This is a genomic window from Ferdinandcohnia sp. FSL W7-1320, assembly GCF_038050315.1.
GTDB lineage: Bacteria > Bacillota > Bacilli > Bacillales > Bacillaceae_L > Ferdinandcohnia > Ferdinandcohnia aciditolerans.
The window spans coordinates 523697-544548 of sequence record NZ_JBBPAM010000001.1 but is presented as its reverse complement, the minus strand read 5'-3'; the positions used below and the strand labels follow the sequence as shown (position 1 = coordinate 544548).

The 20852-nt window shown below is 38.3% G+C and carries 23 protein-coding genes; 7 read left to right on the top strand and 16 right to left on the bottom strand.

The window, feature by feature from the left end; genetic code table 11:
- The first annotated feature begins 213 nt into the window (after positions 1 to 213).
- The 4 genes from NST91_RS02715 to NST91_RS02700 are packed head-to-tail and all read left to right on the top strand — an operon-like array spanning position 214 to position 3596.
- Positions 214 to 1113 (top strand): ABC transporter ATP-binding protein, encoded by a 900-nt coding sequence (locus NST91_RS02715; RefSeq protein WP_341329910.1) that lies wholly within the window; start codon positions 214 to 216, stop codon positions 1111 to 1113.
- 1 nt (position 1114) lies between these two features.
- The gene (locus NST91_RS02710; protein ID WP_341329909.1) at positions 1115 to 1855 is read left to right on the top strand and encodes an ABC transporter permease; all 741 of its coding nucleotides are present in this window, start codon (positions 1115 to 1117) and stop codon (positions 1853 to 1855) included.
- A gap of 5 nt (positions 1856 to 1860) precedes the next feature.
- Complete coding sequence (locus tag NST91_RS02705) at positions 1861 to 2997, top strand: sensor histidine kinase (RefSeq protein WP_341329908.1); 1137 nt, start codon at positions 1861 to 1863, stop codon at positions 2995 to 2997.
- Complete coding sequence (locus NST91_RS02700) at positions 2994 to 3596, top strand: response regulator transcription factor (RefSeq protein ID WP_341329907.1); 603 nt, start codon at positions 2994 to 2996, stop codon at positions 3594 to 3596. Before NST91_RS02705 ends, NST91_RS02700 begins: the two co-directional genes overlap by 4 nt.
- 110 nt (positions 3597 to 3706) lie before the next feature.
- Here the strand turns inward: NST91_RS02700 and NST91_RS02695 are convergent, their stop codons facing one another.
- From NST91_RS02695 to NST91_RS02685, 3 genes are all read right to left on the bottom strand, one after another.
- Entirely contained in the window at positions 3707 to 4156 is a 450-nt protein-coding gene (locus NST91_RS02695; RefSeq protein ID WP_341329906.1) for a YueI family protein, read from the bottom strand.
- Between the two features lie 139 nt (positions 4157 to 4295).
- A complete protein-coding gene (locus tag NST91_RS02690) occupies positions 4296 to 4637 on the bottom strand; it encodes a hypothetical protein (protein ID WP_341329905.1) in 342 nt (113 codons plus the stop codon).
- A 231-nt stretch (positions 4638 to 4868) separates the two neighbouring features.
- The gene (locus NST91_RS02685) at positions 4869 to 6305 is read right to left on the bottom strand and encodes a DEAD/DEAH box helicase (protein ID WP_341329904.1); all 1437 of its coding nucleotides are present in this window, start codon (positions 6303 to 6305) and stop codon (positions 4869 to 4871) included.
- Positions 6306 to 6489: 184 nt separating this feature from the next.
- Here NST91_RS02685 and NST91_RS02680 point away from each other — a divergent pair, with 184 nt between their 5' ends.
- Complete coding sequence (locus NST91_RS02680) at positions 6490 to 7707, top strand: MFS transporter (protein WP_494776423.1); 1218 nt, start codon at positions 6490 to 6492, stop codon at positions 7705 to 7707.
- A gap of 72 nt (positions 7708 to 7779) precedes the next feature.
- On the opposite strand, the gene NST91_RS02675 is transcribed toward NST91_RS02680, so the two are convergent.
- From NST91_RS02675 to NST91_RS02635, 9 genes are read right to left on the bottom strand one after another with little or no spacing between them, the layout of a single operon-like run.
- Positions 7780 to 8691 (bottom strand): type II secretion system F family protein, encoded by a 912-nt coding sequence (locus NST91_RS02675; RefSeq protein ID WP_341329902.1) that lies wholly within the window; start codon positions 8689 to 8691, stop codon positions 7780 to 7782.
- A 6-nt stretch (positions 8692 to 8697) separates the two neighbouring features.
- Entirely contained in the window at positions 8698 to 9648 is a 951-nt protein-coding gene (locus NST91_RS02670; protein ID WP_341329901.1) for a type II secretion system F family protein, read from the bottom strand.
- Entirely contained in the window at positions 9645 to 10958 is a 1314-nt protein-coding gene (locus NST91_RS02665) for a TadA family conjugal transfer-associated ATPase (protein WP_341329900.1), read from the bottom strand. The genes NST91_RS02670 and NST91_RS02665 overlap by 4 nt, the downstream gene beginning before the upstream one ends.
- Positions 10958 to 12130 (bottom strand): CpaE/TadZ family protein, encoded by a 1173-nt coding sequence (locus NST91_RS02660; protein ID WP_341329899.1) that lies wholly within the window; start codon positions 12128 to 12130, stop codon positions 10958 to 10960. Before NST91_RS02660 ends, NST91_RS02665 begins: the two co-directional genes overlap by 1 nt.
- On the bottom strand, positions 12130 to 12723 hold the full coding sequence (gene cpaB / locus NST91_RS02655; protein ID WP_341329898.1) for a Flp pilus assembly protein CpaB: 594 nt from the start codon (positions 12721 to 12723) through the stop codon (positions 12130 to 12132). The genes NST91_RS02660 and cpaB overlap by 1 nt, the downstream gene beginning before the upstream one ends.
- 28 nt (positions 12724 to 12751) lie before the next feature.
- A complete protein-coding gene (locus NST91_RS02650) occupies positions 12752 to 13738 on the bottom strand; it encodes a TadE/TadG family type IV pilus assembly protein (RefSeq protein ID WP_341329897.1) in 987 nt (328 codons plus the stop codon).
- Entirely contained in the window at positions 13739 to 14155 is a 417-nt protein-coding gene (locus NST91_RS02645; protein WP_341329896.1) for a TadE/TadG family type IV pilus assembly protein, read from the bottom strand.
- Positions 14152 to 14661, bottom strand: coding sequence for an A24 family peptidase (locus NST91_RS02640; protein ID WP_341329895.1), 510 nt, complete (start codon positions 14659 to 14661; stop codon positions 14152 to 14154). Before NST91_RS02640 ends, NST91_RS02645 begins: the two co-directional genes overlap by 4 nt.
- 55 nt (positions 14662 to 14716) lie before the next feature.
- Positions 14717 to 14902, bottom strand: a complete 186-nt coding sequence (locus NST91_RS02635; protein WP_341329894.1) for a Flp family type IVb pilin — start codon at positions 14900 to 14902, stop codon at positions 14717 to 14719.
- Positions 14903 to 15143: 241 nt separating this feature from the next.
- On the opposite strand from NST91_RS02635, the gene NST91_RS02630 reads away from it, so the two are divergent.
- On the top strand, positions 15144 to 15467 hold the full coding sequence (locus NST91_RS02630) for a DUF192 domain-containing protein (RefSeq protein WP_341329893.1): 324 nt from the start codon (positions 15144 to 15146) through the stop codon (positions 15465 to 15467).
- Positions 15468 to 15639: 172 nt separating this feature from the next.
- Here NST91_RS02630 and NST91_RS02625 read toward each other — a convergent pair whose 3' ends face one another.
- The 4 genes from NST91_RS02625 to NST91_RS02610 form a co-directional block, all read right to left on the bottom strand.
- Positions 15640 to 17208 carry an IS1182 family transposase gene (locus NST91_RS02625; RefSeq protein ID WP_341329892.1) on the bottom strand — a complete coding sequence of 523 codons (1569 nt, stop codon included), beginning with the start codon at positions 17206 to 17208 and terminating at the stop codon, positions 15640 to 15642.
- A 237-nt stretch (positions 17209 to 17445) separates the two neighbouring features.
- Positions 17446 to 18957, bottom strand: coding sequence for a sodium:solute symporter family protein (locus NST91_RS02620; protein WP_341329891.1), 1512 nt, complete (start codon positions 18955 to 18957; stop codon positions 17446 to 17448).
- Between the two features lie 17 nt (positions 18958 to 18974).
- On the bottom strand, positions 18975 to 19109 hold the full coding sequence (locus NST91_RS02615) for a hypothetical protein (protein ID WP_341329890.1): 135 nt from the start codon (positions 19107 to 19109) through the stop codon (positions 18975 to 18977).
- 260 nt (positions 19110 to 19369) lie between these two features.
- Positions 19370 to 20101, bottom strand: coding sequence for a Crp/Fnr family transcriptional regulator (locus NST91_RS02610; RefSeq protein ID WP_341329889.1), 732 nt, complete (start codon positions 20099 to 20101; stop codon positions 19370 to 19372).
- A 314-nt stretch (positions 20102 to 20415) separates the two neighbouring features.
- Here NST91_RS02610 and NST91_RS02605 point away from each other — a divergent pair, with 314 nt between their 5' ends.
- Complete coding sequence (locus NST91_RS02605; protein WP_341329888.1) at positions 20416 to 20847, top strand: GAF domain-containing protein; 432 nt, start codon at positions 20416 to 20418, stop codon at positions 20845 to 20847.
- Positions 20848 to 20852 lie beyond the last annotated feature (5 nt).

The following is a 20852-nucleotide window of genomic DNA, read 5'->3' as shown; positions in this document are numbered from 1 at the left end:
TTCCCTAGTTTACGGAATTTCAAGAAAATCAAACATACTTTTTTCCCGTGAGTCAGAGGTGGGTCAAGGGGACAGGTCCACTGTCCCAGGAAAAAAATGGCGGGACAAGGAACCTGTCCCTGTGTCCCAGATGACAATTGTCATGTAGGTTGATGACATTATCCACTAATTTTGGTGGTCCTTCGGTTTTACAATGATGGTGGAGGTGTTTTTATGGAATCTATTATTGGAGTAAACCAAGTTAGTAAGTTGTTTAAAAACAAGATGGCTGTTAATCAGGTTTCCTTTTCAATTCAAAAGGGTGAGGTTGTTGCTATTCTAGGGCCAAATGGGGCTGGGAAAACAACAACCATAATGATGATGCTTGGGATATTGGAGCCAAGTGATGGGAGTGTTCAATTATTTGGGAGTCATCCAAAGAAACAAGCCGTACGGGAGAAAATCGGAGCATTGCTGCAAGAGGTAAGTGTGATTGATGCACTAAAGGTACGGGAAGTTATCCAGCTTTTTAGAAGTTATTATCCACACCCTTTATCATATGAGGAACTAGTTGCTTTTACTGGATTTACAAAGGATGAGTTACAAAAACGTGCCAATAAACTTTCAGGCGGTCAAAAACGACGACTTGGCTTTGCGCTTGCTATGGCAGGAAACCCTGATGTGTTATTTTTTGATGAACCCACCGTAGGAATGGATGTAACCTCAAGAAAACTATTTTGGAATACAGTGATCGATTTGAAAGAACGTGGTAAAACGATTCTATTTACAACCCATTATTTACAGGAGGCCGATGATATTGCCGAAAGAGTCATTCTCTTTCATGAAGGAAAAATAATCGGGGACGGAACCCCCAAAAGTATAAAGGCAAGGTTATTAAAACAGTCTGTTTCTTTTACGCCAATTTCTGCAATTAACTATGAGGAATTAATAAATCTTCCGCATGTAACAGATTTGTATGAAAAGAATGGTCGGATATTTTTATTAACGGATCATACAGATGGAGTCCTAGCCTCTATTTTTTCTCAGAAACTTTCCGTTGAAAATATCGAAATTGAACGCGGACGTCTCGAGGATGCGTTTGAACAGCTAGTAGAAAAAAGGGAGGTAATCTAAAATGAACGGTTTTTTGATGCAATGTAAGTTCGAGGTTTTGAGAATTTTCCGTAATCCCTACTATGTATTTTGGTCATTGTTCATGCCCATCGTTTTTTACGTCGTTTTTACAAGAATTTTTAATTCAGGAATGGACGATCAGCAGTTATGGCAAGCTCATTATTTAATGTCAATGGCTGCGTTTAGTGTGATGGGATCCGCTATTATGACACTAGGCATCCGGCTCGTTGAAGAAAGAAAACAAGGCTGGTCGATGTTTATGAGAATTACTCCATTATCTGACCAAGCCTATTTCGCTGCAAAGATGGTCGGTCAAACGGTCATTCATATTTTTTCGATTCTTATTATCTTTACTTCAGGCGCAATTATTAACGGTATCTCACTCACCCTTTTTGAGTGGTTAATGTGCGGAATGTGGTTACTATTTGGCTCGTTGCCTTTTCTTGCTATAGGGACACTCGTCGGAACGATGAAAAGGGTAGATACAGCCTCTGGCGTCTCGAATATGATTTATATGGTTCTTGCTCTATGTGGTGGAATGTGGATGCCGATGGAGATCATGCCTAATTTCGTTCAATCAATCGGAAAATGGCTCCCTTCCTATCACTTTGGCAGTGGTGCTTGGGAAATTGTTCGTGGTGGTCAACCAGAATGGATTAATTTTACACTTTTGGTTGGGTATCTCCTTCTGTTCATGGTAATATCAGGTTATACAAGGAGAAAACAAGAAGTGGCGGTGTAAGCTGAATGCTGCAAAACATAAAAAAGTTTCGGATCTTTCCTGCTAGGTACGGATTCTTTCCCTATATCTTTTTAATTTATCTTGTCATGCCTGCCTACTATGTTTCATTGGAGAACGGTTGGAAACAAGTTGCTGGGATTGGCCTGCTGCTATTGTTTCTCGTAACCTATCGACAACTATATAACACTTCCGATAAAAAAACCTACGCATATTGGTTAGTTATTCAAATTATTTTGGTTATGATCCTTGCAATCTCTTATAATCTTTATAATTTATTCTTAGGGTTTTTTCCGGCTCATTTTATTGGCTGGTATCAAAAAAAAGTTTACTTCTTTCGCGCATTAGGGTTCTTTACACTTTCAATTATCATTCCACTTCTGATTCATTGGGATTCGTTGATTTTAGAGTCGATGTACTTCTATGGAATTTTTATTATCATTATGATTGTTTCACCATTCGGTATTCGCTCAATGAATAGCCGTATGGAGCTCGAAAAAAAACTCGAGGAAGCTAATGAACAAATTGAAGAGTTAGTGAAACGAGAAGAACGGTTAAGGATTGCAAGAGACCTTCATGATACGTTAGGACATACTCTATCAATGATCACTCTAAAAAGTCAGCTCGTTCACAAATTGATAAGTAAGGATATTGAAAAAGCTAAGCTTGAGACAAAAGAGATTGAAAGAACCTCTCGCACTGCTTTGACACAAGTAAGAGAATTAGTATCTGATATGAGGGCAGTCACCATTGCAGAAGAACTAATTGAAACCGAGAACATCTTAAAAGCTGCAGGGATTTCTTTTGAATTTGATGGAGATTCAAAACTAGAAGATGTTCCATTGCTTACTCAAAATATCCTTAGTTTGTGTCTGAAAGAAGGTATTACCAACGTCGTCAAACATAGTGAAGCAAATAACTGTACTGTACATTTATTGAAAAAACCGGGCGAAATCGAACTTTCCATCTCTGATAATGGTAAAGGATTAGATGAAAAGGCTGCTGACGGTAATGGTTTAACAGGAATAAAGGAGCGTTTACAATTAATCGACGGTTTCGGAGAAGCTATTTCGCATAATGGAACAAAATTAATGATTACTGTTCCAATAATTGCAAGGGAGAAAAAGGCTGGTGTTGGTTCTTGATTAGAGTAATGATTGCCGAGGATCAGGGCATGCTTAGAGGGGCTTTAGGATCTTTACTAGATTTTGAGGATGATATTGAAATTGTTGGGGAAGCATCCAATGGAAAAGAAGCATTGAAGCTGATTCTATCTCTAAAGCCCGATGTTTGTTTAATGGATATTGAAATGCCTTATATGAGCGGACTCGAAGTAGCCCAGGAAGCAAAAAAACATTTTTCCACATGTAAAATCATGATATTAACCACTTTTGCCCGTCCAGGTTATTTTGAGCAAGCAGTAAAAATTGGCGTACACGGGTATATGCTAAAAGACGGATCCGTTGATGAGCTTGCGGAATCCATTCGCAGCGTTATGAAAGGAAAACGTGAATTTGCTCCTGAACTAATTTTTGGTAGCATCAAAGATGACAATCCATTAACTGAACGTGAACAGGACGTACTTCGATTAGCCTCAGAGGGAAAAACATCAAAAGAAATTTCATCACAATTATTTTTATCAGCTGGAACTGTCCGGAATTATATGTCCGAAATCATTAATAAACTTGGCGTAAAAAACCGCACCGAAGCCTGCACCGTTGCAAAAGAAAAAAGATGGATCTAAATCTTAGTTTGGGTCAGAGGGACAGGTCCCCTGTCCCAGGAAAATAATGGTGGGACGCGGGACCTGTCCCTGCGTCCCATAGTCGCAAGCTACAAAAAAGGGACTCTTCCCTACTTTTTAAACGTCTTTTTAAAAAGTGAGAGGAGTCCTTTTTTTTCGGATTTATTCTCTTGTGGTAGTATGGGTTTTCTTTTTTCAGTTATATAAATATCCTCTTTATCGATGGCATGATCGAATGCAAGTACTAGCCCGAGGTCCGAATTGTAATCCTTGTTCGTGACAAGTGTGTACTCCATGTTGTTTGTACTCGCTAGCTTCACATATTTGGATAAAAAACGATAATTCATATGACCATTTAAGTACATATGTACCCCGGTGTTTTTTTTACATGCATCCTGGATTTCTTGAATTACCTTATTTTCCCTAACTTGTGATTGGGTTAAGGCTAATAATACACGTTCCCTAATGGTTCCAAGAAATTGTTTCCGTTCTTCTGGTTTTATTTCCTTTGCCCCATGTATCCCCTGCTGAAGATAGTCATCTACATTCTGCTTCACCATACCGTCCTCCCCTTTTCGCTCGCCATTATTATTTCCAATTATAACAATATCTTGCTCCTTTTATGAGTATTCTGTTCAGCACGTCTATGTTCATCAGAATATCCAATGTAAAATGGAGCATCCACCGATGCCCCATTACTTAAAACCATATTAGATAATAGATTATCCCAAAAAGGACCGCCACCATCATTATGAGGACGCCTCTTTTCTTATTTTCCCCCAATAATAAGATACCTGATAAAAACCAACCGCTTGCTAATAAATAGGCACCGATATGTTTTACTAAGGCAATATCAGCAATTAGTCCTGAAATAAATAGGAGTATCCCTATGATACGCAAGCTTTCTTCCCAGAACTCGAAATTTTTAATATCTAAAAATCGATGCCGTTTCTCTTTTTTTGCTTTATTGTATACTTTGATAATATTGAACCCAAATATTCCCCAGATTAAGACTAATATTGCAATCTCAACAAAATCCATAGGAACTCCCTTCTATTGGTTCGACTATCTCTCCCCACAATGTTAAAGATTATATATTAATCTATTCTCTCAACTTCCGCATAATTCCTTTTCCCTGATTCATAGATGTGGGTAACGGGTGGCCTTGACGTAGAGCTTGGCGGATCACAGGGACAGGTACAGTGTCCCAGGAAAAAAATGGTGGGACAAATGACCTGTCCCTCTGACCCAAGTAGATCGAAACAGATATCTCTATTTTGCAATATGTACTTTTAGTTGTTTTCCTTTGATGGTTGTTTGCTTCATTGCTGTTAGAACACGCTGGCCTTTCCCGTTTAAAATATCCACATAGGTTGCATTTTCCTGGATAGTGATGATTCCAATATCATCTGCAGACACTCCGGGGATTTTAGCAATCGTACCGACAAAATCGACCACCCGAAGCTTCTTTTTCTTTCCGCCATTAAAATAAAGCTTTATTATATCTTTATTAACTTGCTTTGCCTTATCTTGTTTAAGTCGTGGCTTGGTGTTCATTTTTTCTACAAAGGCTGCTTTTGCACGAGCAACTTCTTCCTTACTTGGAGATTCGATGTTACGAAGTACCTCACCGATGTATTCTTCAATTTCTTTTACTAGATTTTCTTCTTGGGGTGTTACGAGAGTAATCGCTTTTCCGACTTTGCCTGCGCGACCCGTTCTTCCAATTCGATGAACATACCGTTCTTTATCCTGGGGCACATCGTAACTGATCACAAGCGAAATATCCTCAACATCTATCCCTCTTGCCGCAACATCTGTCGCTACTAAGTACCGAAACTTACCCTTCTTAAAATCATCCATCACCTTGAAACGCTCTTCTTGAACCATACCACCGTGAATTTTCCCACAAGAATAATTAGCTCTTGTCAGTTTTCGATACAAATCGTCCACACCCTGCTGTGTTCCGCAAAAAATAATGCAGCTGTCTGGATTTTCAAAAATCGTAATGTCCTTTAAAAGTGAAAACTTCTCATCTTCATTAATCCTCATTAAATAATGTTCAATCTTTCCTTTTGCAACATTTGGATTGTTAACCACAATAAATTTTGGCCTTTTCATATACTTGGCCGACAGAGCTTCAACATCTTCAGGTAATGTCGCTGAAAATAACATCGTAACCCGCTCAGTCGGAAGGGCTTGGATAATCGACTCCACTTGTTCAATGAAGCCCATATTCAACATCTCGTCAGCCTCGTCAATTACTAGAAATTTTATATGATCCACAAAAAGCGTTCCCTTTTGGATATGGTCTAGTACCCTACCAGGTGTCCCCACAACTACATGTGTTTTTTGCTTTAGCTCTAACTTTTGTCGTTCATAGGATTGCTTTCCAAATATAGCAGTTGCTTTGATCCGCTTAAATCGACCAATATGTATAACATCTTCCTTCACCTGTGCGGCAAGCTCTCTCGTTGGCGTTAAAATCAAGACTTGTGGCTTATTTTCAACCCAATCAACCATTTCACAAATTGGAATCGCAAATGCAGCAGTCTTACCACTACCGGTTTGCGATTTTCCAACAATGTCATTTTTCTGCATTGCAACAGGTATCACCTTCGCTTGAATTTCAGTAGGAACCTGATAACGCAAACCCGAAAGTGCCTTCACAATTTCATCACTTAAATTAAATCTATCAAAACCATTCATATCATTACCTCATCTATATTTATTATGGGACAGAGGGACAGGTACATTGTCCCAGGAAAAAAATGGTAGGACGCGGGACCTGTCCCTGTGACCCAGTCCCCAATTTTTTCTCGTTGACAACTGGTTTGGGATGTATTAACTTAGTATAGCTAATGTGAAATGGAATTAAAGTTTTTATATAAATATTCATGAAAAAAGAGGTGTATTGATGTCAGCAGACCAACGTAAAAAAATGATCATTTTGATGATCAATATGTTTATTGCAATAGGAAGTTTTGGGATTATTATTCCCATTTTGCCTGCTTATCTTGAATCAATCAATGAGGGTGGAAAAGCAGCTGGCCTTATGATTGCTATTTTTGCTGGTGCGCAGTTTATTTTCTCACCAATCGCAGGTAAATGGACGGACCAATATGGCCGTAGAAAGATGATTATCTATGGACTATCCGGGTTAACATTGTCCATGTTTATTTTTTATTTTGTAGATTCAATTTGGCTACTATATGCATCACGTGTTGTTGGTGGAATCGGAGCAGCACTTCTTATTCCAGCTATTTTTGCATATGTTGCGGATATAACAACGATGGAACAACGTGCAAAAGGAAATAGTTATGTTTCCGCGGCTATGTCTCTTGGAATTGTAGTGGGACCAGGTATCGGCGGATTTTTAGCTGACTTTGGATTAAAATTTCCCTTTTTAATTTCCGCATTGGTTTCACTTGTATCGGTCATTTTTTCGTTTGCGGTACTAAAGGAAAGCCAACAAAAAGAAGAGGGATTCATGCCTGTTGATGATGAAACAATGGCAAAAAAATTAGTACGATCTGTCCGAATGCCATTTTTCATTCCATTGGTAATAACACTTGTGATGAGCTTCGGATTAATGGCATTTGAATCAGTTATCGGACTTTTCGTTGATAACCAATATCAAGCCACACCACAAGATATTGCGGTCATGGTAACGTCAACTGGACTTGTCAGTGTTATCGTTCAATTATTCGTTGTAGATCGCATGGTAACACGATTTGGAGAAGGTAAAATCTTAAATATTTTTATTTCTGTCGCTGCTTTAGGCTTCCTTCTTTCATTAGTTGCTACTAGTTTTGCGATGTTTTTTGCTATTTCACTACTCGTTTTCCTTGCTACTTCCATCCTGCGACCTGTGCTTAACACATTAATTTCTAAGCTTGCAGGCAATGAACAAGGATTTGCGATGGGAATGAATAACGCATATATGAGTATTGGAAACATATTAGGCCCAACACTTGGCGGATTATTATATGATGTTAATATTATCTATCCATTCATCTTAGGCCTAATCCTTCTCATTGTCACATTATTCATCACGATCATGTGGCAAAGAAATTCAAAGTCAAAACCGCAAGTCAAAGCGATGATTTGATGGAACAGTGACTGTTCAAAAAAGGTGACCAAATTCGGTCACCTTTTTCTATGTTTGGACAGGTCAACTGTCCTACATTACATTTTCGATTAGATAAATAATTAACGGTCCCATTAATACGATAAAGATGGACGGGAAGATAAATAGCATCATTGGAAAAATCATTTTGACTGGTGCCTTCATGGCCTGTTCACGTGCAAATTGAGTCCGCTGCTCCCGAATTCGTTGAGTCAGTTGGTGGAGAACCTTTGCCATACCCACACCTAACATGTCTGCTTGGATGAGTGAAGTAATGATACTTTGGAACTGAGGGATTGGAACCCTAGAGCGAAGATCTGCAAATGCTTCTCTCCTTGACTTTCCTAACTTCATGTCCTCCATTGTTTGTATAAATTCCTCTGACAATGGCCCTTTCATTTGCTTACATACCTTTTGAATCGAGGCATCCAGCCCCATCCCTGCCTCAATTGATAAATTGACCATATCAAAAAAATCAGACATACTCTTTTGAATCTGATGTCTCCGTTTTTTTATGATTGTACTTAAATAAAATGAAGGATAATAAATCCCTAAAGCCGCAACCACACTCGATAGTAAAATCCTTGAAAAAATGGCTGTACTACCTAATATCAAAAAAACCGATAGAAACAGGACACCCCCAATTAACAGCTGTAAAAAACGAAAGTCGATGGCTGACAACTTCAACGGGTATCCCGCTTCACGTAGCCTTGTTTCGAGTTCTCTTTTTTTCGAACTCGCCATTTTTTTATCGACAACCAACTTCAGCCTGTCACTATAATTTTTCATTACATGCAACTGTAATCTCTGTTTCTTCACCGGTATTTCTCTTTCGATGTCTGGGCCAAAATAATGCTTGGTCCGCGCTTCAATCACAATGTCCTTTTTATATATTAGACTTAGCAATCCACCAATGAGCAACATAAAACAAAGGGAACTAGCGATAATAAAAAAGATTTGTATCATTGGAACCTACACCTCAATGTGTACAATTTTATTAATAAATACCCAGCCTAAAATCATATTAATTCCACCCACGATAAGCATCCCCCAACCTAATGGATGTGAAAAAAGCATATTAAAATATTCTGGGTTTACAAAAGTTAAATACAATGCCAGCGCTGGCGGTAATAATGTAATAATAACCGAGGACATTTTACCTTGTGCGGTCAATGTCTTTACCTCATCTTGCACCCTCGAGCGGTCAATAATTGTTTCCTGCATTGTTTCAAGTAAATATGCTAGATTTCCTCCACTTGAGCGTTGGATTAGCAACGTAGTTAAAACCATTTCGAGCTCCCGATCTGGTAATCTTTTTAGGAGATTATCAAAGGCATCCTCAATCTTAACCCCATAATTGATTTCCTTCAGTGTATTCAAAAATTCTGGTCCTAACGGATCTTCGATTTCTTCAGCTACCATTTTCATCGCCTGCATGAAACTAAAACCAGCCCGTAATGCATTCGCCATTGTCCCTAATGCGTTTCCTAGCTGTTCAGAACATTTTTTCAGTCTATGTTTTCGTTTCCGTTTGATATATAAAATTGGAAGATAGAATCCAATAATCCCGCAAAAAATCAATAATAGGAAATGGAGCTCATATAAATATCCGATACCCACGACTGCACATGCACCAATCACTCTCCAAATAAACAATTCACCTTGAGTCATTTTTAGCCCTGATTGCGTAAGAATCGTTTCGTATTTTGAAAAATGAATGGTCCGCTCCATACTTTCGCTGACTTTTTTTACAAATACACTTTCGCGGTTCTTCTTTTTCTTTTCTTCCTCTTTCTTTATAGGCAGGTACTTGCTAACTCGTTTTTCATACTTTCCTTTTTCCGAAATCATTGTAATTACAATTCCGGTAAAAAGGGTAACAACCAAAAACGCAGATATAGCAATTAAAAGAGAAGTGCTCATACCCACTCCTCCCTAATCATCGATCGTACATCAAAGCCAGCATACTCAAGCTTTTCGGCACAATCCGGAAGAATTCCAGTAGCGGCAAACTCTTGCTTTTTCCCCTCCTGATAAACGAAAAGATCCTGCAGGACAATCGTATCTCCTTCAAGTCCTAAGACTTCGGTAATTTTCGTGATTTTTCTTGTACCGTCTTTCATTCGAGATTGTTGGACAATTAAATGAAGGGCACCCGCAATTTGTTCTCGAATAGCTCTAACAGGAAGATCGAATCCTGCCATTAACACCATTGTCTCTAGCCTTGCTAAAAGGTCTCGAGGGGTGTTCGCATGTCCCGTTCCTAAACTGCCATCATGTCCAGTATTCATCGCTTGAAGCATATCAAGTGCCTCCGCACCACGGACTTCTCCGACAATAATTCGATCTGGGCGCATCCGTAGTGAATTTCGAACAAGATCACGAATGGTTATTTCACCTTGTCCCTCGATATTTCGTGGCCGTGACTCCAGTGACACCACATGGTCTTGTGATAACCTAAGCTCGGCAGCATCCTCAATTGTAACGATACGTTCATTTCTCGGAATGAACGATGACAACACATTCAATGTGCTCGTTTTCCCAGATCCTGTTCCCCCACTAATAAAAATATTCAACTTTGACTCTACGGCAGCCTTTAAAAAGTCGGCCATTTGTTCACTTAAAGTTCCCATCCGCAACAAATCATAGATTGTAAAAGGAGTTGCCGAAAATTTTCGAATTGTAATTGTTGGTCCATTTAATGCTAGTGGCGGGATAATTGCATTTACACGTGAGCCGTCCGGTAGTCTTGCATCTACTAATGGGGAACTCTCATCAATTCTGCGTCCTAATGGAGCAACAATTTTTTCGATTATCCGTAAAACATGCAAATCATCGCGAAATTGTATATCTGTTTTTTCGATTTTTCCCCTCGACTCAATGTAAATATCCTTTGGACCATTTACCATGACTTCAGAAACTTCTGGGTCAGCTAGCAGAGGAGAAATTGGTCCAAAACCTGTTAGCTCGTAGGACATATCATATTTTAGCTGCTTCTTTTCTTCGTAAGCGAGCTGTTCACCCTCTGCTTCAAGAAAACTTTCCGAAAGCTTTTCAATTATTTCCTCTAGGTTTCGGTCTTGATATATGGGCTTTTTCAATTCCTCAACTAGATAATTGTGTAGGCGAACTCCCAGTTCACTTGATTTAACGCTTGCTGTCTTTATTTTTGGAGTGTCCTTCTTTAGCTCCTTAACCGGAGTCTCACCTCCGAGCCTCGCTAATAACGACATCAGACCATACCCCCTGCATGGATCACTCGTTTTGACTTAAGTTTTTTGCGGCCGGATGTACCAACAGGCGCAAAAATGGTATCGGCCATTTGGAAAATTTTCTTCGCCACCTGTGACCTAGGATAGGAATAGACGAGTGGCTTACCTTCATTGACTGAAGTAATCATGACTTTTTCCATTGCTGGTAATGTGAAGGCCACCTTTTGCCCAATGATCTTTTCGACCGTTTCGATTGTTAGCCCTTTTACCTTAGCCTGGCGGTTTAGAACCATTTTTACCTTTTCAAGAAGTTGTAAGGTTTCTAATGTATCAATTAATAATCTTGTATTTTTTAAAGTTGGTAGGTCCTGATGTGTGACGAGAAGAATTTCATCCGATTTTTCCAATGCAACAATTGAATTCTCATCTAAATGCGGTGCTGTGTCGATGACGACAATATCGTAGTTTTCTTTTAACGTTTTTATGGCCCTTTTCACATCGTCACCTGTAATCACCTCTGCAAATTCAGGGCGCTGCGGAGCTGCTAAAATGGAAATTCCATTTTTGTAAGGCGTCATAAAGTTTTCAATTTGCGACCCATTACGATCTTCTTTTACCCAGTCATATATTGTTCTTTTCGGTTTCACATCATAGAACATTGAGACATCACCAAACTGAAGGTCTAAATCAAGAATCGCAACCTTTGCTAATCTCTTTCCATAAGAGGCCGCTAGGTTAACAGAGATACTGGTCTTGCCAACTCCACCTTTTGTACTTCCAATCGTAATGACTTTTCCGTTCTTTTTAGGTTGGTCGAATTGATAGCTAATCTGATTTTTAGTTTCTTGAATCGCATTTTGAAGATCATCACGAATTTTTGAAGGGCTTGACGATAGAAAAATAACGTCTGTCGCCCCTGCACGAATGGCCTGCTTGGAATCTAGCTCTGTTTCATATTCGAAAACTAACGATACCTTTGTATTACGGTACTCATTCTTAATCTTTGAACATAGATGGTAGATGTCATATGAAGTAGATTGTGGGAGTAATACAAGTGACAGCTCAGTTGGAAGCAATTTCTCAAAAAGTTCCTCATGAGTAGTCCACTCGATTTTTCTATCTACTTTTTTCGCTATAGCATCAAGCATTGACTTTGTTTCTTCATTTTCAAAAATAGAAATTAGCTTAATCATCACTTAAACACTCCTTCGTGAAGTTGGTCCTCATGAACATGCGTATGTTTTGGTTCCACATCGTGGTCCCCTTCATCTCTAAGCATTAAATACAATTCATATCTTGAAGCAAATCCTAATGCCAAACCTTGCTTCGGCGTTACTTCAACAGTTACCATTTGGTAGCGTTTCTTCTCTGTTTCTGGATTATCCGCTGCATGACCAATTTCTATTACCCTTACATTTTGCAAAAGGAGTGTCGCTGAATCATGTTGTCCTTTCTCTTTATATTCTTCCGGTACCGTCATTACTGCCACAACATCGACAAATGAACCCGGTTTAATATGTCCAGCTACCCCTTGAACATCTGTCACAGCAATTGTCATGGCGCGGTTTCCTTTTGCAATCTTTATTCCTGACGATTCTGCAGAAGCCACTTCTGTTTCTTCCGGCTGTACAATTTCCTCTTTTTCTTCAGCCTTATCTTCCTGTACAACTTCTTTGCTAGCAGTTTGTGCTTTCGTTGGCTGTTCTGAATTTAAAAGTATGTATAATAGCCCAGATGCAACAAGTCCGAAAACCATTGCAGCTATCCAGATTTTTTTCGTGTTCATACGTCACCTGCTTTTTTGATATTTTTTACTAGTTTATGAGTTTGACTTTAGGTAATCTTTCAGGGTATCCCTGATTTGGCGTGTAACTACTGTCCAGTGTAAACTCAATGAATTTGCCCGTTATTTTTTCATTACTGCCAGTACCACTTGCTTCTGTTAATAAAAATGCTGCTAACCCCATAATCTCTACTTTCTGACTTCTTCCATTCGGAAAAGAAGTAACATCAACGATTGGAATCGTAACGAGTCTTTTACATGAGCTATCTGCCTTTGTTGGATCATTACATTTATCACGTCTGTTCGGATCATTGTTATCGGCAACAATTCGTGCATTTAATGTAGAAGTTGCGCTGGAAATTCTACCTGGTTCAGGATAATGAGAATCACCTATCTTCACCTCGACACCATTCTCAATTGCTATTCTTAGGTCATCTGCCCCATTAGAACCATCTATCGCGATAAATCCAAAATTACCCGTTTCGGAATGTTCTTCCTTTAATTCGAATTCTTGTCCAAAATACACATTTTTGAAAGCATTGTACTTAAGCATCATTGGAATCGCTTCACTACTATTTAGAAGGGACTGATATTCTGCTTTTGCATATGCTTTTACATCTGCATCTGTAAAATCTGGGGATAGTACTCTTGCAAAATATAAATTTTCATTAACAGTTTGTGTGATTGCTACAGAATTCTGAGTAACCTCAATTTTGTTACTCTCTGTTCCATCATCTACAATTGAGATTCCATTCTTTTGAGCGATTTCTTTAGCTGTATATATTGCGGAGTTTTTCACAGTTTCATTAAATGGTTTCCCTCTTAGTTCCTGAGTACCAGCAAGTACCGCTGCATCTAATGCCTTTTGAAGCTGGCCTTTCTTAAAGTATAAGGCTCCAGCATCCACGACAATCGCTGAAAATCCAAGTATTACAACCATGAGAATTGCGACAAGAACCATCGATACACCACTCTGGTCCTTATATAAACGTTTAATCAACTTATAGACTCTTTCCATTTATTCCACCCTCATAACCGTGGTATCCTTCAAGTCGAACCCTCCTATTATTTGACCAATGATTGGGGTTAGAAAGTCAACTTCATAGGTTAGCTCAATCTTTACTTCTTCACCGCTTGTTGGAGTTGCTGATGCATCGGTTACTACCGTTGAACCAAAATAAACCGTTTTGCCTACTATTTTTGGATTAGATGGGTCATCGCTCTCTAATGTATCAGTTGCATTTGAAATAGTTGTTTGTATCGTCCCTAAATCCGAGCCGACTGTTGCAACTCTAGCCGCTTCTCTTCCCGCATGATCGAGTGTTAAATACGCATGAAAGATACGACCAAAATCTGTAATCCCAAATAAAATCATTAATATGATTGGTAGAATAAGTGCTGTCTCAACTAATGATTGACCTTTTTGTGACTTCATCGTAATAACTCCCACATAAAGGATAATAGGGCACCAATCGCTATTGGTACTGCATATGGAATGGATACCGTTCCTTGGTTACCTGAGTTGATTTCTAGTGAGCCTTGAGTTCCTCTGAAAAACATAAGTGAAAATAGCATACTTTTAAATGTGAATCCTAGTTTCCTTTGTTTAATAAGCATGAAAATAGCAATGATTCCTCCGATAATCGCTGCATAAATACCCGTGTAAAAAACGAACATTGCTCCCTTCCAGGCTCCAATTGCGGCTAAAAGTTTAACGTCTCCAGCTCCTATACCACCCATTGCAAATGGAATGAAAAGTATTCCGAGTCCCACTAAAAATCCTTTTCCGCTAAATACAAAGCCATCAAATCCAGAGAAAATAGAAAAATAAATGAGGCCGCCTATTATGGCTGGAAAGGTTACAATATTAAGGATTTTTCGGTTGCGAAGATCTGTTATTACGGAGATGATTAGGATGAGGCAAATTATTAAGTTTTCCATTTTTGTTTTCCTCCACTTGATAAAATTGTAGCCCTGCCGGGGCAGGGCTTTCTAATTATGACGGTATTACGATAGACTTTAATTTTGTCGAAATAGAAGTAAATACACCTGCAATATCGGCTCCAAGTGCTACGATTGCAGCAACAACCCCCATTGCAATCAACCCAACCAATAACCCATACTCTGTTAATGCTTGTCCTTCTTCTTCCTTAACTAATCTTCCTACTACGTTTTTCATCATTTTTGTTTCCTCCTAAAATTTGTTTTTGGTTTGTTTTGTTCTTTATATTGAACTTGACTTTAGTATATATCGAACGTTCTATATTGGAAACAGCCAAAATAGGCCATTCGTTCTATATAATGACCATCTTTCTCTATTAATCTCCTTTTTTCTCTTTTTTTCTTACTTTTTTGTTTTTTATTTAGAACAAAATATCCTATATAATGAACATTAACAACTAACTCGATAGGAGGAATGGATTATGCAACATTCTTTAGACCTAGATCTACCAATTAGTAAGGCTGATACATTTATGAAGCGATTCAAGGGCTTGATGTTTGAAAGGAAACCATACGTAAATAAAGGCCTTCATTTAACTCCATGTGAATCTATACATATGTTCTTTATGAGATTTCCGCTGGATATTGTTTTCTTAGATAAGGAAAATAGAATAGTAGATGTACGCTATAACCTCCAGCCCTGGAAAATTGCGATCCCTAATAGAAAAGCTTTTTCTACTTTAGAACTCCCAACAGGGACTATAGAAAAGTACAATCTACAAATCGGTGACAAACTTGTTCTCTAAAAAGTTCACTTAATCGATCGCTAAATTGTTCTTTGAGCCAGCCGCCGTGATGTTCTTTATACAAAACACAAAAAGAGGCTGGGACATTAACTAGCTTCGAATAATGAAAAAGGTGAGTTTGAGCACGCTCAAACTCACCTTTTTCTATTTTCGTGTAAACTCTCCTATTACCTTAGTTGTTGGCAGTGAATTTTCTTAAATTCACTGCCATTAAAGCTAGACCCATTTCGTTTTCCACCTTCGATTTTCCTCGAACAGAAAATCGGGAGAAACGCAAATTAGCTTTCAAGAATCCAAAAACTGGTTCCACATCGATTTTGCGTTTTCGATAGAGGGCACTCGTTTTCTCTTCTGAAAGCTTCGCTCTTACGTATTCTTTTTGCTGTTCCCACTTTTCATTCACCATTAGTTTTCGATTGTTACCTTCTTTGGCTTTTGTACATGATAAGCGGAATGGGCATCCCGAACAGTCTTCGCACTCATAGATTTTGAACTTCCGTTCAAAGCCTGTACGGTCAGTGCGAATAGAATGATATTGAAACTCAAGACGTTTATGATTAGGGCATGTATATGTATCTGTTTCTTCATCATACTGCCAATTGTCAGGGTTAAATATGTTTTGTTTAAACTTTTTGTTTTGTTCCTTCAAATACAGGTTATAAGTGATAAGCGCTTCTCGTTTTCTATTGGAAAGGATATCATTATAGTTTTGTTCACTACCATAACCTGCATCTGCGACAATGTGTTTCGGTAACTCGAAATAATGCTGCTCGATTTCATCTAGAAATGGAATTAACGTACGTGTATCTGTTGGATTAGAAAACAAACTATAAGCAAGAGTGTATTGACCTTCCGTTGCGATTTGTACATTGTAACCAGCTTTCAACTGTCCATTTCTCATATAATCTTCTTTCATTCGCATAAATGTCGCATCAGGATCCGTTTTAGAATAGCTATTACGTGTGCCAAAGATTTCTAAGTCTTCTTGGTATTTCTGTTTACGTAAGACAAAATCAATCAATTGCTTACGTACTTGTTTCGGATATTTGCGTTCGCTTCTTAAAGCTTTTCGTTCTGAAACATCTGATGTAACTTCAATTTGTTTATCATACTCGGTTACGACTTCGTCTACTTTTTGAACCAATTGAGTGAGCTCTTCCAACGATAACTGTTCGGTGTTTTCGCGTTCAATTTCAGGTATGATTTCGTTCTTAAGTAGCTCGTTGTATAGCTGGTTTGACTTTTCAATTAAGCTTTCACTATATTTCTCAATGGATTTCTTCCAAACGAACGTAAATTTATTCGCATTCGCTTCAATCTTTGTACCATCAATAAAAATAGCTTCTTGATCAATAAGTTTTTCTTCAACTAATTGGCAACGGAATTGGACGAAACATTTGCGAATTAAATCTTTCACTTCTGATTGAACACGGAATCGGTTGATTGTGCGGTAGCTTGGTTCATACCCTTGAGCTAACCACATCATACGGATACTATCTTTTAATAGGGCTTCAATTTTGCGTCCAGAGAAGACAGATTGCGAGTAGGCACACAAGATAATTTTAAGCATCATGCGTGGATGATAAGCAGGACAACCCTCATTTCGAAGAAATGGTTCGAATGCTTCTTGCGGGATACTTTCAACTAAATGATGGACATGGAAGGCAATATCATTATTTTGTAATTTTACTTCTAAATCTAAAGGCAAAATTAATTGATTCATGTTATAATCTTTAAACATAAGGACACTTCTTTCTGTTTGGATTTTGTGTGGTAACTTAATTTTAACAAAGAATGTCCTTATTTTTTATTTAAAAATAATCAAAGCCTGTGAAATTTTACTCATAGTAAAAATTCACAGGCTTTTTCAGTTCAGAGGAGGGTTTTGTCCCAGCCTCTTTTCAATTTGGGTCAGAGGGACAGGTACACTGTCCCAGGAAAAATTTGGTGGGACGCGGGACCTGTCCCTATGTCCCATTTAATCTCTGATTTTCGCATATAGATCTTCGGTGGATTTGCTGACTTCTGCGTTGAAGTATGGTTCGTATGCTTCGATTGGTGGTTTTTTAGTTGTAAATACAGCGATTAGTACTCCAATTAATGAAGCTGTTACGGCTACAACGAATGGATTGGTAGCTTCCATCGCTTTTGCGATTATATACACCACTGAACCCACTAATATTCCTGTATAGGCTCCTGCCTTGTTCATTCGCTTCCAGTATAATCCAAAAAATACAACTAAGAAGAAGGCTGCACCAAAACCACCGTATACATACGTGAAGCCCATCGCAATAAACCAAGGTGGTTTAATCGCAAGTAAAACAGCAACGATTGCAATTCCAAAAATACTTAGACGCAACCAATTTCTAAATCCTTTGTCTGAAACCTTTTTCGAAGAGATGTTTAAATACACATCATAATAAAGTGACGTTGCACAGTGTAAAAGCATCGAGTTAGCAGTAGATATTGCTGCCGCACAAATGGCAATAAGTATGACTGCCCCAATAAATGGATGCATATACTCTTGGATCAGCAATGGAACAATATAGTCTGTTGTTTTCCCAACAGGTAAGCTAGGTATTAATACTTTTGCACCTAGGCCAACGATGATAAGTGGGCCCATGATAAAAATTAATAAAAATATAGTACCCATGATTTGTAAGATTGCAATTTTAATATTTTTTGGTGCTACCATTCTTGCTACCCAGTGCGGTGAAGAAGGTGTTCCAAGTGAATTTGAAATAAAGATAGAAAATAATGCTCCAAGACCGAAAGATCCAACTGGTGAAAGAAGGATTCCCTTTTCAAGTTCAGGTCCCCCTACAATTGTTGGTGCTGTAGTGGTAGCAAGTGTATCAAGGATATTGGTCATTCCACCAGTTAATACCAAGACAACACCAGCTGCTAAAATAACACCAATTGTTATCAGTAATGTATTTAATGTGTCAGTTGCAGCAACTGACCAGAATCCACCCAGGCTTGTTAATAGTATAAATAGTAAGAAACCAAAAATAGCAAATTCATATTTAATGCCTGTTATCGTGGAGAACACAATACCGAAGCCCGTTACCTGAATATTTACTAAGAGCAAGTAACCAATAAACATTAGTATCCCAACCAAAGCTTGGAGGGAACTCTTTTTCTTAAAAGGTTCAAATCGAAATCGAACAAATTCCGGGAATGTCCTTGCAGGTACTTTTGGCCTTCTGACTTTGTAGGCGACAAGTGGTAGTAATGCTCCACCAAACGCCCAACCGGCTACCCACCCGATAATTGTAGCAACTCCAGTACTATATAGATAACCCGGTATTCCAATAACCGATGCCACACTTACCCATGTAGCGGTTGTAGTACCGATACTCATCAGCAAACCCAGTCTATGCCCACCGATTGCAAAATCATCGATAGATTCTGCAGCCTTAAGGCTTTTGAGGTTTGCCCAGATAAGAAAAACAATATAAAAAGCAAATACAGCTACGTACCAAACCATCGAATCCCCTCACTTTTCTATTTATATTTGAATATTCTTCCAGTAGCTCCCCAACGCTTTACACCGGACTTTTCTACCTTATAGCAAAGAAATGTATTTAACACTACGCTAAATACCATAACCCCAACCCAGAACATCATTGCTATAAACATACAGACACCCACCTTTCGCATTTACATTCAGTCCATCCCAAATAGAAGTTACAGACATCAGAATTAATTATCACACTACACTTTATATTTTCTATATATAGTATTCTATGAATATAAAGATAATGGTAGGTTATTCTTTCAAACAAATTTTGTCAATGTAATAATCTGACAAAACAACTTAGAGTTCTTACAAAATTTTCAATGAAAAAGGGACAGCTCATATCGCTGTCCCTTGCCTAATAATAATCACTTATTTCTATTTAATGTACTCCACCCGAATAATCGCAAATATCATATAAACAATTGATTCGATTGATGACCACTTTATGGTCGTACATTTCAACAATTCCTTCTCTTTTCCAACTGTTTAAAATACGGTTAACACTTTCACGAGTTGTGCCGATGAAATCACCTAAATCTTTGTTCGTTAGTTCGATTGCAAGTAGGATCCCGTCCTTACACTTAACACCATGTGTTGTGGTTAGTTTAATTAATGTAGATGCCAGTGCCCCTTGTTTGTCAAAAAACAGGAAATCATATAATTTATTTTGCATGATTCGCTGTGTCCAGCCAATCCAACTCATAAATTCAACTGCAAAATTCCCAAATTGATATAATAATTTTTTCAAATCATTAATGTGGATGATGCCGATCTCAGCAGTTTCTTCAACATCTGCACGATAATTATAGTATAGGCTTTCAGCGAAGCCCCCAAATTCTCCAATTAGGCTTCCTTTTTCTTTGATTGATAGTAAGAAGTCTTTTCCTCCTTCTGAGGATACACGGAGTTTCACTCTACCAGACTTAATATAATACATTTCTTTCGCTTCCTCACCATCCCAAAAGAGGTGAGTTCCCGCTCCTACTTTTCTTGTGCGCATAATACTTTGTAATTTATTTAAATTTTCTTCAGATAAAAATTGATCAATGCTTTCATTAATTGACTCTATATGAGGAATCTCGCTACTTAGTTCCTGTAGACTCATTGCCATTTTTGGTTCCCCCTCCGCCATGACTTTATACTATAATCATACGGCCAATAGTGAAAAACCGGTATCAGGGGAACCCCTTAACTTTTGCTCTGAATTCCCCTATTTAATTTCCCGTGACTTTCCCCTAGACAAGCACATTCTCTAGGAACTTCCCCTATGACGGATATAAAATTCATCCTTAATAACCATAAAGTTAAGGGAATTCCCTGACATACAATCTTGAAAAAAAGATTTACAATAGATAGGAAGATGTAAAATTCTAATTACGTTTATATAAAGAAGAAATCACGAACAGGATCGAGGAGAGATTACTCATGGAAGCAATGCAAGTGGAATTTGAACAAAAACTTCATGATTTGTGTACAAATACCTCAAGTGATTTCTCTGCATATGCGAATGTCGATCAAGAAAATCATACAATCCGCTGGGAATATGCTTACGGTTTTACCAATAACCGTTTCAAGAATATGGTCATTCGCCCAGGCAAAGGATTATCCGGATCTGTTGTCCGTTTTGGTATAACAATGGTCCTAGACATTGATACACCGAACCGACAGAAAACACGACTCCAATATCCAATCATGCTAGCAGAAAACCTCGTTTCAGCTGTTGCAGTCCCAGTTCATGTGAATGGTAAGGTCGCTGGGGTTCTTCTAATCGGCTCACGCTCTGAAGTAAAATACACAACCGAACAAATAGAGTTATTAAAAAAGACAACAAGTGAATTTGCAGAAATAAAAAAATGAATCCC

Coding starts and splice junctions, on each gene's coding strand:
- NST91_RS02715 (WP_341329910.1), top strand. CDS start 214: ATGGAATCTATTATTGGAGTAAACCAAGTTAGTAAGTTGTTTAAAAAC.
- NST91_RS02710 (WP_341329909.1), top strand. CDS start 1,115: ATGAACGGTTTTTTGATGCAATGTAAGTTCGAGGTTTTGAGAATTTTC.
- NST91_RS02705 (WP_341329908.1), top strand. CDS start 1,861: ATGCTGCAAAACATAAAAAAGTTTCGGATCTTTCCTGCTAGGTACGGA.
- NST91_RS02695 (WP_341329906.1), bottom strand. CDS start 4,156: ATGGTGAAGCAGAATGTAGATGACTATCTTCAGCAGGGGATACATGGG.
- NST91_RS02690 (WP_341329905.1), bottom strand. CDS start 4,637: ATGGATTTTGTTGAGATTGCAATATTAGTCTTAATCTGGGGAATATTT.
- NST91_RS02685 (WP_341329904.1), bottom strand. CDS start 6,305: ATGAATGGTTTTGATAGATTTAATTTAAGTGATGAAATTGTGAAGGCA.
- NST91_RS02675 (WP_341329902.1), bottom strand. CDS start 8,691: ATGATACAAATCTTTTTTATTATCGCTAGTTCCCTTTGTTTTATGTTG.
- NST91_RS02670 (WP_341329901.1), bottom strand. CDS start 9,648: ATGAGCACTTCTCTTTTAATTGCTATATCTGCGTTTTTGGTTGTTACC.
- NST91_RS02665 (WP_341329900.1), bottom strand. CDS start 10,958: ATGTCGTTATTAGCGAGGCTCGGAGGTGAGACTCCGGTTAAGGAGCTA.
- NST91_RS02660 (WP_341329899.1), bottom strand. CDS start 12,130: ATGATTAAGCTAATTTCTATTTTTGAAAATGAAGAAACAAAGTCAATG.
- cpaB (WP_341329898.1), bottom strand. CDS start 12,723: ATGAACACGAAAAAAATCTGGATAGCTGCAATGGTTTTCGGACTTGTT.
- NST91_RS02650 (WP_341329897.1), bottom strand. CDS start 13,738: ATGGAAAGAGTCTATAAGTTGATTAAACGTTTATATAAGGACCAGAGT.
- NST91_RS02645 (WP_341329896.1), bottom strand. CDS start 14,155: ATGAAGTCACAAAAAGGTCAATCATTAGTTGAGACAGCACTTATTCTA.
- NST91_RS02640 (WP_341329895.1), bottom strand. CDS start 14,661: ATGGAAAACTTAATAATTTGCCTCATCCTAATCATCTCCGTAATAACA.
- NST91_RS02635 (WP_341329894.1), bottom strand. CDS start 14,902: ATGATGAAAAACGTAGTAGGAAGATTAGTTAAGGAAGAAGAAGGACAA.
- NST91_RS02630 (WP_341329893.1), top strand. CDS start 15,144: ATGCAACATTCTTTAGACCTAGATCTACCAATTAGTAAGGCTGATACA.
- NST91_RS02625 (WP_341329892.1), bottom strand. CDS start 17,208: ATGTTTAAAGATTATAACATGAATCAATTAATTTTGCCTTTAGATTTA.
- NST91_RS02620 (WP_341329891.1), bottom strand. CDS start 18,957: ATGGTTTGGTACGTAGCTGTATTTGCTTTTTATATTGTTTTTCTTATC.
- NST91_RS02615 (WP_341329890.1), bottom strand. CDS start 19,109: ATGTTTATAGCAATGATGTTCTGGGTTGGGGTTATGGTATTTAGCGTA.
- NST91_RS02610 (WP_341329889.1), bottom strand. CDS start 20,101: ATGGCAATGAGTCTACAGGAACTAAGTAGCGAGATTCCTCATATAGAG.
- NST91_RS02605 (WP_341329888.1), top strand. CDS start 20,416: ATGGAAGCAATGCAAGTGGAATTTGAACAAAAACTTCATGATTTGTGT.